The organism is Micromonospora solifontis (genome assembly GCF_003725545.1).
Classification (GTDB): Bacteria; Actinomycetota; Actinomycetes; order Mycobacteriales; family Micromonosporaceae; genus Micromonospora; species Micromonospora solifontis.
The window spans coordinates 1-12,815 of sequence record NZ_RJLN01000115.1; the positions used below are offsets into that span (position 1 = coordinate 1).

Consider the following 12,815-nt stretch of genomic DNA (forward strand, 5'->3'; position numbering starts at 1 on the left):
GGGGCGCAAGCACCACGTCAGGCGCTCAAAGTCTCGGGGGGATCCGGCGCGCGGGGCGGGGCCGCTTCGCGGCGCCGGGACCATGTGTAACGACCGGCAGGCCACCATCATTCCGGGGGCCGTCACCCCGTCGCGCGGGGCGGTCTTCCTCGGCCGTTCACGGGGATACAACGACCCCCGCCCGGCCACCATTCCGGCCCCCGGATGCCGCCGGTCACACCCCCAGACCGGACACCGCACCCACACCGGCCGAAACGCCACTGGCGTCCCCGCTCCCCAACCCGACATCGCCGACGTTGCGGTAGCAGCCCTCGGACACCCCCACGTCGGCGACCTCGTCAAGGCTCAGCCCCCGTCGTCACCTCGGCTAGCGACACCCTTGATCGACTCGACCTGCGGCAGGGTGCGGTATCCGACAATCGGGACACCGCGACCCCGCCGCAGGCCGAATCCAGGCACGGGAGGGTGGGCCCAGGGTTCAGCGGCGGCCACGGCGGGCGCGCAGGTAGTCGGAGACCACGTACTCGCCGAGGTCGTCCAGGTCGGGGGTGAACATCCGGCCCTTCGAGCGCCGGGCCACCGCGTCGACGAAGCGGCGCAGGCCCGGGTCGTCGCCGAGCATGAACAGGTTCAGCGTGGCCCCGTACCGGGTGAGCTTGTCGACCTCGCGGACGGTCGCCTCGATCGTCTCGGGCAGCGGCGGCCAGTGGAAGTACGCCTCGCCGTCCTCCGGATCCAGGTGCGCGGTGGGTTCGCCGTCGGTGACCACCAGCACCACCGGCTCGGCACCCGGGTGGCGGCGCAGGTGCCGGCCGGCCAGCCGCAGCGCGTGCTGCAGGTTGGTGCCCTGCCGCAGGTCCGGCTCGACGGCGGCCAACTCCTGCTGGGTCAGCGTGGTCGCCTCCAGGCCGAAGCCGACGATCTGCAGCGCGTCCTGCGGGAAGCGGGTCGCCATCAGGTGGGACAGGGCCAGCGCCGTCTGCTTCATCGGCCCCCAACGCCCCTGCGAGATCATCGAGTACGACAGGTCGACGCAGAGCGCCACCGCCGCGGACGCCCGCCGCTCGGTCTCCATCACCTCGAAGTCCTCGACCGCGAGCTGCACCGGCACCGACGGTCCGGCCCGGCGTACCGCGCGGGTGAGGGTCCGCACCACGTCGAGGGGCTGTTCGTCGCCGAACTCCCAGGGCCGGGAGGCGCCGCTGACCTCGCCGGCCGCGCCGGCGGAGCGCAGGTCGTGCTGCCCGCGCGGGCCGGCGGTGAGGTCGGCGAAGACCCGCCGCAGGGCGGTGCCGGCGAGCCGGCGCAACGCCTTCGGGCTGAGCGTCAGCCCGTCCGCGTCCCGGGTCACCCAGCCCTGCCGGCGCAGCTCCCGCTCCAGCTCCCGCAGCCGGCGTACGTCGTCGGCGGCGTCCCGGCCCAGCGTCCGGGCCACCGCGTCGACGTCGACGTCGTCCAGGGTGGCGCCGGGGTGCTCCTGGTCGAGCTGGTCGAGCAGCTCGTCCAGCTCCGCGATCTCGCCGAGCGCGCCGGTCGCCTCGCCGTAGCCGAGCGGCTGGTCGCCCCGGACCCGCTCGCCGCGCTGCCAGTTCAGGTCGGGCCGCAGCGCCCGCAGATGGCTGTCGAGCTGGGACAGTTCCCCGGCCAGCTGCTCGCCGAGCGACTGGCGCATCAGCCCGGCCAGTTCCTCCCGCTGCCGGTCCGACAGCGACCGCATCAGCCGCTCACCGGCCGCCGCCCGCCGGGCCAGCACGTCGATCAGTTCGTCGACGTCCTTCGGCCGCTCCGGGAAGAACTCGCCGTGCCGGCGCATGAACTCGGCGAACGCGTCGGTGGTGTCCTCGGACCGCGCGTGCCGGGCGAGCAGGTCGTTGAGGTCCCGCATCATCTCGGCGAGCTGCCGCTGGGTGGCCGGGTCGCCGGCGGCCCGGGCCGCGTCCCGCAGCCCGGCGAAGCGCTGCTCCAGCACCTCGCCGCGCAGGCCGTCGAGGATCCGCTGGTAGGTGGCCCGCGCCTCGGCGCTGGCCCAGTCGTACCCGGACAGCTCCTCGACGGCGCGGGCGGTCGAGCGGGGCAGGTTGTCCAGCACCGCCTCGGCGAACCGGGCGCCGTCGTCATCCCGCCCGCGCAGCTCCTCCCGTTCGGCGGCCAGCGCCTGGTCGAGCAGGGCCCGGGCGCGGGTCACCGCCCCGTCCAGGTCGCCCCGGCGCAGCGCCTCCCGGCGCAGCCGGCGGGCCCGGGCGGCCAGCTCGTCCAGGCCGCCACGGCCCTGCGGGCCGCGGCGCAGCAGGTCACGCAGCGCCTCCCGCAGGCTGCCGCCGGCGAGCACCTCCGCGCCGACCGCATCGACGGCGGCCCGCACGTCGTACGGCGGGGCGAGCGGATCGGGTCCGCCGCGCCACTGCCCGTACCGGAACCGGTTGCCGGCCACGGTCAGCCCCGGCCGCCGTAGACGGTGCGGCCGGAGTCGGTGACGTCCTTGCCGAGCCGCCGGGTCAGGTGCAGCCCTTCCAGGACGAACTCCACGCCGGCGGCGGCCTCCTCCGGGGTGGGCGCGTCGCCCAGCCCGAGCCGGTCGAGCGCCTTGGCCAGCCCGGGGACGGTGCCGACCTGGCGCAGCAGCTCGGCGGCGGAGACCAGCTCGCCGGTCTCGATCTCGCCGCCCTCGGCGACCAGCGCGGTGAACCCGGACAGGTCCAGCCCGGCCAGTCGGGCCCGGAACGTCTCGGCGGTGGCGGTGCGCAGCAGGTGGGCCAGGATCTCGATCTCCCGCCCCTCCTCGCCGCTCTCGAACTCGACCTTGCCGCGCAGGGTGGAGGTCACCGAGACGGCGTCCCCGACGCGGGCCACCGGCGCCTCGCCCGACGCGGCGGCGAGCAGGCCGGAGCGGCGCAGCGCGGCCGCGGCCACGGTCTCGGCGGCGGCGATGGCGAACCGGGCGGAGACCCCGGAGCGCGGGTCCACCGACGGCGACTCCCGGACGGCGCGGGCGAACCGGGCGAGCACCTCCAGCACGTGCTCGGGCACGGCGGCGACCAGGTCGGCCTCCTGCCGGATCAGCGCCAGCTCCAGGTCGAGGTCGACCGGGTAGTGGGTACGGATCTCCGCGCCGAAGCGGTCCTTGAGCGGGGTGATGATCCGGCCCCGGTTGGTGTAGTCCTCCGGGTTGGCGCTGGCCACCAGGAGCAGGTCCAGCGGCAGCCGCAGCTGGTAGCCGCGGACCTGGATGTCCCGCTCCTCCAGCACGTTGAGCAGCGCCACCTGGATCCGTTCGGCCAGGTCGGGCAGTTCGTTGACGGCGAAGATGCCCCGGTTGGTGCGGGGCACCAGCCCGAAGTGGATGGTCTCCGGGTCGCCGAGGGTACGTCCCTGGGCGAGCCGGATCGGGTCGACGTCGCCGATCAGGTCACCGACGCTGGTGTCCGGGGTGGCCAGCTTCTCGCCGTAGCGCATGGACCGGTGCAGCCAGCCGATCGGCAACTCGTCGCCGCGCTCGGCGACGAGGGCGCGGGCGGCGGGGGTGAGCGGGTGCATCGGGTGTTCGTTGAGCACCGAGCCGGGGATCACCGGCGTCCACTCGTCGAGCAGCGCGCCCAGCGAACGGATCAGCCGGGTCTTGCCCTGGCCGCGCTCACCGAGCAGCACCATGTCGTGGCCGGCGAGCAGGGCCCGCTCGACCTCGGGCAGCACCGTGTCCTCGTAGCCGACGATGCCGGGGAAGCGCTCCTCGCCGGAACGCATCCGGGCGAGGAGGTTGTCGCGGATCTCCTGCTTGACCGTGCGGTAGTGATGTCCGGACGCCCGCAACGCGCCGAGCGTGCCCGGCAGGTCGGCGGGCGGGACCGGGGAAACCTGGTTGGGAGCGGTCACCCGGCCAACGCTAGCTCAGAAATCGCGCTCCGCCCGGGGTCCGCCGGGGGCCGGTCCCGCCCCGTGCCGGGACCGGCCCCCGAGGGCGTTCAGGTCCGGCGGCGCAGCCGGTACGCGTACGCGGCGGCGGCCAGCGCGACCGCCCAGACGGGCCAGAGGACCATCGGGAGCGCGGCCGAGTTGCCCTCCCGGATCAGGTCGAGGAACTCCGGGGCGGCCAGCAGGTCCAGGCTGGCCGCCATGACGGCCAGCGCGACCAGGCCGGCGGGGACCACGGCGAGCGGCACCGGCACCGGGCGGCCCGCCAGCCCGGGCAGCCAACGCGGGAAGCGTTCCCCCCAGCGGGCCACCAGTCCGAGGGTGAGCACCGCGCCGACCACGGCGAAGGCGCCCAGCCCGGCACCCGCCCAGACGGCCCCGTCGGCCCGCATCTCGGCGAGCGTCTCCCGGGACATGCCCAGCGGGATACCGGCCAGCCAGGCGAACCGGGTGAGGGCGTAGAGCACCGGGATGGCGGCCGCGGTCCACGCCGCCCACCGGCCCCACCGGGCGGCCGCGGCGGGCGCGGTCCAGCCGCGCCCCGGGCCGGCGGTCCGTCGCCGCCAGGCGAGCAGCGCGCCGGCCAGCAGCATCCCGCCGGCCAGCGCGGCCAGCCGGGCGAACAGCGGCCAGGTGAAGACCTCGGCGTAGTCGACGGGTGGCCAGCCGAACGGGGCCCCGATGATCAGCATCGGGGCGTAGCCCAGCAGGGCCAGCACCCCCATCCCGGGGACCACCACCGCCAGCAGGAAGGCGACGGTCGCGGCGGCCCCGGTGAGCAGGACCCGCACCGGCCGGGACGGCCGGACGTCCGTACCGGCCATGGCGAGGGCGACAAGTGCCCCGGTGAGCAGCACCGCCGCGAACAGCGGCGGGCCGACCGAGACCGGCACCAGCTGGAGCAGGCCGGCCGCGTTGTCGCCGCGCGGGTCGTTGGCGCCGAACGGGTAGCCGTGGCCGGTCAGCGTGGCGACCAGGGCGAGCACCCCCCAGCCACCGAGCCAGGCGGCGGCGAGTGGGGCGGCCGGGCCGAGCCGGGTACGGGTGGCCGGACCGGGCGGGGAAACGGTCGATGTGGTCATGTCCTCAGCCTCGGCCGGTCGGCCGCCCGAACCCTCCCGCGCCGGAGTGGAGCCGCTCCCCCGCCGGGGTGAGCCGTCACCCGGTGGGGACCACGAACCCCGACTCGTACGCGGCGATCACCGCCTGCGTCCGGTCCCGGACGCCCAGCTTGGCCAGCACGTTGCCGACATGCGTCTTCACCGTCTCGACCCCGACCACGAGCCGCTCGGCGATCTCGGTGTTGGACAGGCCGGTGGTCATCAGGCGGAGCACCTCGGCCTCCCGCTCGGTGAGTCCCGCCGCGCGCAGCCCGTCCCCGCCCCGGCCCCCGTACGCCCCGACGAGCTGGCGGATCGCCGCCGGGAAGAGCAGCGACTCCCCGGCCGCCACCACCCGGATCGCCTCCACCACCTCGGCCGGGCGGGCGCGCTTGAGCAGGAAGCCGCTCGCCCCGGCGCGCAGCGCGTCGTAGACGTACTCGTCGTTGGCGAACGTGGTGACCACCAGGACCCGGGGCGGGTCGGCGGAGGCGGCGAGCAGCCGCCGGGTGGCCTGGATGCCGTCGATGGCCGGCATCCGCACGTCCATCAGCACCACCCGGGGGCGCAGCTTCGCCACCAGCGGCGGCACCTCCGCCCCGTCCGCCGCCTCGCCGACCACCCGCAGGTCGGGCTGGGCGTCGACGATCGCCCGCAGCCCGACCCGGATCAGCTCGTCGTCGTCGACGATCAGCACGTCGATGCTCACCGGGACTCCCCCCTCGGCACCGGCAGCGAGGCCCGTACCCGCCAGCGGTCGCCGTCGGGGCCGGCGTCGAGCCGCCCGCCGAGCAGCAGCACCCGCTCCCGCATGCCGTCCAGGCCGCGTCCGCCGCCGCGCGGCCCGGTCCCGCCGCGCAGCCCGTTGACCAGCTCGATCTCCAGACCGTCCGGGGGTACGCCGACCCGCAGCGTCACCGCGCCGCGGCCGTGCCGGGCCGCGTTGGTCAGCCCCTCCTGCACGATCCGGTAGCCCTCCCGGGAGAGCGCCGCGGGCAGCTCGGCGACCGCGCCGCTGACCTGCGCGTCCACCTGCAGGCCGGCGGCGCGGGTGTCGGCGACCAGCCGGTCGAGCTGGCCGAGCGTACGCTGCGGCGCGATCGGGGCCGGCTCCTCGCCGCTCTCCCGGAGCAGCCCGAGCACGTGGTCCAGGTCGTCCATGGCGTGCCGGCTGGTCTCCTCGATGGCCCGCAGCGCCCGCCGGGTGAACTCCGGGTCCGCGTCGAGCAGTTCCCGGGCGGCGCCGGCCTGCAGGGTCGCCACGGTGAGCGCGTGCCCGACCGAGTCGTGCAGTTCCCGGGCCAGCCGGTTCCGTTCGGCCAGCCGGGCGGCCCGCACCTCCAGGGCGGCGATCCGCTCCCCCTGGGAGGGGCCGAGCAGCACCGGGGCCATCGACGCGGCGAGCGCGCCCAGCCCGGCCACCGCGTACCCGAGGGCGACCAGCACGGCCACCCCGGCGAGCGCCGCCGCGACCGGGTTGTCCGGGCTCAGCGAGCCGATGGTGTCGCCGGCGGTCGCGCCGGTGTCGAGCCCGAGTTGGCCGGCGAGGAACACCAGCGCCATCGGGAACGCGCTGATCGCCGCGAACAGCACCAGCCCGCCGCTGACCAGGTGCAGGGCGATCCAGAGCGCGGCGCGCAGCCGGGTCTCCCGGTCGACCCGGTGGCCCACCGCCGGGTCCGGCAGGTCGACCGCGAGCAGCGCCCGGGCGGCGGCTATCTCCAGCGCCCGGCTGCCGGCGAGGAACACCGGCACGGCCGCGATCGCGGCACCCACCAGCAGCAGCCCGAACCCCACCGGCCGGGGCACCCCGTCGTTGCCGAGCAGTTGGACGAAGGTCGCCGCGAGCAGGGCGTACGGCAGCGCGAGCACCCCGCCGAGCAGCAAAAACACCCCGCGCCGCCAGGTGCTCCCCCGCACCAGCGGCCGCACCACCCCCGCCACCGTCACCCGCTCATTGTCCCGCCCCACCCCGCCGCCCCGAATCCCCCACGATGGGGAGATCCACCCGAGGCGACTCAGCGATGATCGGCGACGTACTTCGACGGGTCCTTGTCGAGGAACGGCAGGTTACGGCCGTTCTTGTGCTCGCCGTAGAACTTCAACCACCGCGCCCCCAGCTCGGCCCGCAGCTCGACCCCGGCGTGCCGGCGGAAGTCGGGCAGCGCCTCGTCCTCCTCCTCGGCCAGGTGCTCACTGTTCTCCCGGCGCGCCCGCCACACCGCCGCCCACCACTCGTCGGAGCCGACCTCGTACCGCTTCGACTCGGCGATCGCGTCCCGGATCTTGTTGTGGTCGCCGATCGCGTCCTCGGTCTCGTCCGCGCCGTCGTCACCGTGCTTGACCAGGTGCGGGTAGAGGATCGCCTCCTCCGCCTCGGCGTGGATGTCCAGGTGCAGGGCGAGCGCCTCCCAGATCGCCAGCAGCTCGGCCGGCTCGCGGGCGTCGTCGAGCCGGGCGAAGCCCCGCCGGAAGGCGGCGTGGTCGTCGAGGATCAGCGCGGTGATGTCGTCCATCGTGGTCACCTTCCGGTACGGGCACGGATCAGCTTGGGTACGGCGGCCAGCCCGGTGATCGGGCGGAACGCGTGGGCGGCGGTGCGCAGGGCGGCGTACTCGTCGTCGGCGAGGTCGATCTCGGCGGCGGCCGCGTTGCGCTCCACCTGCTCCACGCTCGACGCGCCGGGGATGGCCACCACGTTGGGGTGGCGCAGCAGGTACGCCAGGGCGATCTGGCTGGGGGTGGCGTCGTGGGCGGCGGCCACCTCGCGCAACGTGCCGATCAGCTCGGTGCCGCGGGCCAGGTTCTCCGGCAGGAAGTACGGGTTGGCCAGGCGGATCGCCCCGCCGGGCAGGTGGTTCGCGTCGTAGCGGCCGGAGAGGAAACCCTGCCCGAGCGGGCTGTACGCGATGACGATCCGGCCGGCCTGTTCCGCGTACGGGATCAGGTCCTTCTCGGGCCCTCGGTCGATCATGCTGTAGCGGACCTGGTTGCTCAGCACCCGGCGGCCGAGCGCGGCCTCGGCGAACCGCCAGCGGCGCAGGCTGTAGTTGCTGACCCCGACCTCGCCGACCAGCCCGACGTCCTGCAGGGCGCGCATGCCGCGCATGGTGGTGGTGTCCGAGACCACCGGGTTGGGCTGGTGGACCTGGTAGAGGTCGATGGTGGTGACGCCGAGCCGGGCGGCGGAGGCGACCGCCCGCTGCTGCACGACGGCGGCGACCGGCAGCACCGGGAAGATCTTGCTGGCCACGACGACCTTGGCCCGGTCGTCGCCGCCGACTGCGCCAGGTCGCGGCGCGGCGTCAGACGCGCCGAGCTGGCGTGGTCGGAGCGCCGCGCCGAGGATGCGCTCGCTGCGCCCGAAGCCGTAGATCTCGGCGGTGTCGAAGAGGGTGACGCCGAGGTCGAGCGCCCGCCGGACGATCTGGGCGGCCCGGCGCTCGTAGTCGGGGCCGTAGCCCCACTCCCGCGACCCGAACTGCCAGGTGCCCAGGCCGATCTTGGAGATGGGCCTGGGGGTGTCGAGCTGGACAAAGCGCATGGCCTCGAAGCTACCCAAGAGCAGGGTCCGGCACGCCCGATCCGACCGCGTCGGCACAATGGCGTGGTGGACCTCCTCATCCGGCCCGCCCGCCCCGAGGAGGCGGGCGAGTTGACCGAACTGGCGCTGCGCTCCAAGGCTCACTGGGGGTACGACGAGGAGTTCCTGACCCGCTGCCGGGCAGAACTCACCCTGACCGCGACGGACATCGCCGAGCGGCAGGTGACCGTCGCCGAGCGGAACGGCCGGGTGGTGGGGCTGGCGGTGCTCGCGGGTGGACCGCCGGAGCCGGAACTGGACATGCTCTTCGTCGACCCACCAGCGATCGGCACCGGGGTCGGCCGGGTCCTCTTTCAGCACGTCGTATCCGCGGCGCGTGCTGCCGGCGCCCGTACCCTCTGGATCGAGGCCGATCCGGGGGCGGAAGCGTTCTACCGTCGGGTCGGCGCGGTCGCGGCCGGCACCTCGATCTCCCCGTCCACCGGCCGGAAACTGCCCCGACTCCGCCGCGACCTGCGCCCCGGGCACGATTAGGGTCGGGGCGTGACCTACCTCGCCGCTGACCAGCGTTACGACTCGATGCCCTACCGGCGGACCGGGCGCAGCGGGCTGCGCCTGCCCGCCATCTCCCTCGGGCTGTGGCACAACTTCGGCCCGGACCGGCCGTACGAGCGGCAGCGGGACATCGTCCGGCGCGCCTTCGACCTCGGCATCACCCACTTCGACCTGGCCAACAACTACGGCCCGCCGCCGGGGGCGGCGGAGGAGAACTTCGGCCGGATGCTCGCCACCGACCTCAAGCCGTACCGGGACGAGCTGGTGATCTCCAGCAAGGCGGGCTACCTGATGTGGCCCGGCCCGTACGGCGAGTGGGGCTCGCGCAAGTACCTGATCTCCTCGCTGGACCAGTCGCTGCGCCGGCTGGGGCTCGACTACGTCGACATCTTCTACTCGCACCGGTTCGACCCGGACACCCCGCTGGAGGAGACGATGGGCGCGCTGGACGCGATCGTGCGCTCCGGCAAGGCGCTCTACGTCGGCATCTCGAACTACAACTCGGAGCAGACCGCGCGGGCCGCCGCGATCCTGCGCGACCTGGGCACGCCGCTGCTGATCAACCAGCCGTCGTACTCGATGTTGAACCGCTGGACCGAGGCCGACGGGCTGCTGGACACCCTGGCGGAGGTGGGGGCGGGCTGCATCGCGTACAGCCCGCTGGCGCAGGGCGTGCTCACCGACCGCTACCTGGACGGCATCCCGGCGGACTCGCGGGTACGCACCAGCGTCTTCCTCAACGAGAGCGACCTGACCGAGGACAGGATGGCCACCATCCGCGGGCTGGCCGGGGTCGCCGAGCGGCGCGGGCAGAGCCTCGCCCAGCTCGCCCTGGTCTGGGCGCTGCGCGACCCCCGGATGACCAGCCTGATCATCGGCGCGAGCAGCGTGGCCCAGTTGGAGGGGAACGTCGCCGCGCTGGCCAACCTCGACCTGTCCGCCGAGGAGCTGGCCGAGATCGACCGCCACCTGGGCTGAGCCCTCGACGGCGGGGGCCGGCGGTCACCAGATCCGGCGGCGCCCCGCCCGGTGGTTGCGGATCCCGCAGGGCCGGCCGACCGGGACCGTGCCGGCCCGGCGCCGCCGCCTGCCCACGGCGGTCACCAGCAGCACGCCGACCACCGTCGCGGCGCCGACCAGCAGCGGCCAGCGGGGCCGGCCGGTGTCGGTCACCGCCGCCACCGGCACCCCCTCCGCCGGGACGCCCGCACCGACCGCGGCCGGAGCGACGGTACGCGGGGACGCCGCCGTCGTGGCCGCCCGGCTCTCCGACGCCGCCCGGAACACCACGTCCGAGCAGGAGTAGTAGGTGTCCTGGGTGTCGGAGTTCTGCCAGATGACGTAGATGACGTGCCGGCCGCTGCGGTCCGCCGGCAGCCGCCCCGGCATCTGGTAGGCGCCGTCGCGGACGGGCGGGTCGGTGGCCGTGAGGAACGGCTTCTCCGCCAGGTCCGCCCAGGTCAGCCTCCGGGTCGGGACGTACGAGTCGGTGGTGGCGTAGAACCGGAACGTGCCCTTGTGCGGGATCGTGGTGCGGTAGTGGAAGGTGAACCGGGCACCGGCCGTGACCGTGGTGGCCGGCCAGTCGGCGCGCGGCAGATCCAACCCCCGGTACGCGGACAGCCCGCCGCTGCACAACTCGCCGTCGGGGATGCGTTCCCGGTCCCGGCCGTCGACCCGGGCGACCCGGACGTTGTCCCACTCGCGTACGGCGACGCCCGCCGCGACGGCCGCCCGGCAGGCCGGCGTGCCCGCCCGACCGCCCTCCGGCCCGCAGGCCGCCGCCCGGCTCAGCGGGCTGGTGGGGGCGCCGTGCGCGCTCGCCGGACCGGGAGCGCCCAGCAGGACCGCGGCGACGGCCGCGGCGGCGGCGAGGGTTCGGCGTACGACCATGGTCTTCGACCTCCGGCCACTGGTACGGGCGCGGGCCGGCAAAGGTTCGACCCGGACGGCACCGGCCCGACTGGTGGGAGGCTGCCGACGCGTCCGGGCCGCCGGCCCTAGCGTGGGCGGCATGCGTGTCGCCGTCTTCAGCACCAAGCCGTACGACCGGGACTTCCTCACCACGGCGAACGCCGCCGCCGGGCATGACCTGGATCTGCTGGAGCCCCGGCTGTCGGTGGCGACCGCGGCCCTGGCGGCGGGTGCGGACGCGGTGTGCGCCTTCGTCAACGACGACCTGAGCGCGCCGGTGCTGGAGCGGCTCGCGGCGGCCGGGGTGCGCCTGGTGGCGCTGCGCTCCGCCGGCTACAACCACGTCGACGTGGCCGCGGCGACCCGGTTGGGGATCACCATGGTCCGCGTCCCGGAATACTCGCCCTACGCGGTCGCCGAGCACTGCGTCGGGCTGATGCTCGCCCTCAACCGCAAGATCCACCGCGCGCACAACCGGGTCCGCGAGCACAACTTCGCGCTGACCGGGCTGCTCGGCTTCGACCTGCACGGCAGGACCATCGGGGTGGTCGGCACCGGCAAGATCGGCGTCTGCGTCGCCCGGATCATGGCCGGGTTCGGCTGCCGGGTGCTCGCCAGCGACCCGTACCCGAACGACGAGGCGCTCGCCGCCGGCGTCACGTACGTGCCGCTGAAGACGCTGCTCGCCGAGTCGCACGTGGTCACCCTGCACTGCCCGCTGACCCCGGAGACGCACCACCTGATCGACGAGGAGCGGATCGCGCAGATGCGGCCCGGGGTGATGCTGATCAACACGAGCCGCGGCGCCCTGGTCGACACCCGGGCGGTGATCCGGGGGCTGAAGACCGGCCGGATCGGCCACCTCGGCCTCGACGTCTACGAGGAGGAGACGGAGCTGTTCTTCGAGGACCTCTCCGACCAGATGCTCCGGGACGACGACTTCTCCCGGCTGAGCACCTTCCCGAACGTTCTCATCACCGGCCACCAGGCGTTCTTCACGGAGGAGGCGTTGCACAACATCGCCGCCACCACCATCGCCAACCTCACCGCCGTCGAGCGCGACGGCGCGGACGGGGTCACCGGGCCGGCCCGGGTCTGCTGACCGAACGGACGGCCGGGGCGGCGGTGGACCCCCGCCGCGCCCTACAGTGACGGGCACCCCGTGATCAAGGAGCGTGCTTGTGTCCGAGCCGCCGTCAACATCAGACACTCCCCCGAGCGCCCCGGCGGCCGGGGCCTCGGCGGGCGACGTACCCGCCGACGTCACACCCCGGCTGCTCGTCATGCCCGCCGGGGACGACGCCCCGCCCGGCATGGTCTGGCCCGGCCCGGAGGGCCAGCCGGCGTGGGCGATCCCGGTGATCGTGCCGCCCGGCACCCGCGGTTACGCGCTCTTCCTGCCGCTGGTCCCCGCGGGCGAGGACGGGCCGGCGTTCACCGCCGGGCCGGCCGGCGCGCCCCGGGTGCTCGTGCCCGCGCCCGGTGTGCCCACCCAGGCCACCGCACCGGCCGTCGAGGCCGGTCCCCCGACGACCCCGGCGGCGGCCACCCCGGCCGGGACGGACCCGGATCGGCCGTCCGGCCGTCCGGCGCCCACCGTCAGCACGGTCGGTGATACGCCGACCAGCAGCCCGGCCGGCGACGCGCAGCCCACCAGCAGTGCTGTCGACGATGCGCCCACCAGCGGCACCGTCGACGATGCGCCCACCGGCGGCGCAGTCGGCGACGCGCCCCTCGGCGTCGTCGACGATGCGGCCACCGGCGGCGCGGCTCCGGCGGGCGCGGCCGGGGCG

At 75.0% G+C, this 12,815-nt stretch carries 11 protein-coding genes and 1 pseudogene; 4 read left to right on the forward strand and 8 right to left on the reverse strand.

Going from position 1 to position 12,815, the window contains the following annotated elements; genetic code table 11:
* Positions 1-478: 478 nt before the first annotated feature.
* The 7 genes from EFE23_RS25225 to EFE23_RS25255 all read right to left on the reverse strand — a co-directional run bounded on the left by EFE23_RS25225 (position 479) and on the right by EFE23_RS25255 (position 8,553).
* A complete protein-coding gene (locus EFE23_RS25225; protein ID WP_123243402.1) occupies positions 479-2,431 on the reverse strand; it encodes a VWA domain-containing protein in 1,953 nt (650 codons plus the stop codon).
* A gap of 2 nt (positions 2,432-2,433) precedes the next feature.
* The gene (locus EFE23_RS25230) at positions 2,434-3,870 is read right to left on the reverse strand and encodes a sigma 54-interacting transcriptional regulator (RefSeq protein ID WP_123243403.1); all 1,437 of its coding nucleotides are present in this window, start codon (positions 3,868-3,870) and stop codon (positions 2,434-2,436) included.
* A gap of 89 nt (positions 3,871-3,959) precedes the next feature.
* Complete coding sequence (locus EFE23_RS25235; protein ID WP_123243404.1) at positions 3,960-4,991, reverse strand: hypothetical protein; 1,032 nt, start codon at positions 4,989-4,991, stop codon at positions 3,960-3,962.
* Between the two features lie 76 nt (positions 4,992-5,067).
* On the reverse strand, positions 5,068-5,718 hold the full coding sequence (locus EFE23_RS25240) for a response regulator (protein ID WP_123243405.1): 651 nt from the start codon (positions 5,716-5,718) through the stop codon (positions 5,068-5,070).
* Positions 5,715-6,959 (reverse strand): sensor histidine kinase, encoded by a 1,245-nt coding sequence (locus tag EFE23_RS25245; protein ID WP_123243406.1) that lies wholly within the window; start codon positions 6,957-6,959, stop codon positions 5,715-5,717. The genes EFE23_RS25240 and EFE23_RS25245 overlap by 4 nt, the downstream gene beginning before the upstream one ends.
* A gap of 68 nt (positions 6,960-7,027) precedes the next feature.
* Positions 7,028-7,525 (reverse strand): hemerythrin domain-containing protein, encoded by a 498-nt coding sequence (locus tag EFE23_RS25250; RefSeq protein WP_204335124.1) that lies wholly within the window; start codon positions 7,523-7,525, stop codon positions 7,028-7,030.
* Between the two features lie 5 nt (positions 7,526-7,530).
* Entirely contained in the window at positions 7,531-8,553 is a 1,023-nt protein-coding gene (locus tag EFE23_RS25255) for an aldo/keto reductase (RefSeq protein WP_123243412.1), read from the reverse strand.
* Between the two features lie 66 nt (positions 8,554-8,619).
* On the opposite strand from EFE23_RS25255, the gene EFE23_RS25260 reads away from it, so the two are divergent.
* Positions 8,620-9,087 (forward strand): GNAT family N-acetyltransferase, encoded by a 468-nt coding sequence (locus EFE23_RS25260; protein ID WP_199737226.1) that lies wholly within the window; start codon positions 8,620-8,622, stop codon positions 9,085-9,087.
* Positions 9,088-9,096: 9 nt separating this feature from the next.
* The gene (mgrA, locus tag EFE23_RS25265; protein ID WP_123243409.1) at positions 9,097-10,086 is read left to right on the forward strand and encodes an L-glyceraldehyde 3-phosphate reductase; all 990 of its coding nucleotides are present in this window, start codon (positions 9,097-9,099) and stop codon (positions 10,084-10,086) included.
* Between the two features lie 24 nt (positions 10,087-10,110).
* On the opposite strand, the gene EFE23_RS25270 is transcribed toward mgrA, so the two are convergent.
* The gene (locus EFE23_RS25270) at positions 10,111-11,001 is read right to left on the reverse strand and encodes a lytic polysaccharide monooxygenase auxiliary activity family 9 protein (protein WP_123243410.1); all 891 of its coding nucleotides are present in this window, start codon (positions 10,999-11,001) and stop codon (positions 10,111-10,113) included.
* A gap of 121 nt (positions 11,002-11,122) precedes the next feature.
* Here EFE23_RS25270 and EFE23_RS25275 point away from each other — a divergent pair, with 121 nt between their 5' ends.
* Together EFE23_RS25275 and EFE23_RS25280 are read left to right on the forward strand one after the other, a co-directional pair.
* A complete protein-coding gene (locus EFE23_RS25275; RefSeq protein ID WP_123243411.1) occupies positions 11,123-12,124 on the forward strand; it encodes a 2-hydroxyacid dehydrogenase in 1,002 nt (333 codons plus the stop codon).
* Between the two features lie 79 nt (positions 12,125-12,203).
* Positions 12,204-12,815, forward strand: a pseudogene (locus tag EFE23_RS25280) (DUF4153 domain-containing protein); the annotation flags it as partial.

Bases quoted from the DNA above. Each gene is read 5' to 3' on its own strand.
- EFE23_RS25235 (WP_123243404.1), bottom strand. From the start codon at position 4,991: ATGACCACATCGACCGTTTCCCCGCCCGGTCCGGCCACCCGTACCCGG.
- EFE23_RS25250 (WP_204335124.1), bottom strand. From the start codon at position 7,525: ATGGACGACATCACCGCGCTGATCCTCGACGACCACGCCGCCTTCCGG.
- EFE23_RS25255 (WP_123243412.1), bottom strand. From the start codon at position 8,553: ATGCGCTTTGTCCAGCTCGACACCCCCAGGCCCATCTCCAAGATCGGC.
- EFE23_RS25270 (WP_123243410.1), bottom strand. From the start codon at position 11,001: ATGGTCGTACGCCGAACCCTCGCCGCCGCCGCGGCCGTCGCCGCGGTC.
- EFE23_RS25275 (WP_123243411.1), top strand. From the start codon at position 11,123: ATGCGTGTCGCCGTCTTCAGCACCAAGCCGTACGACCGGGACTTCCTC.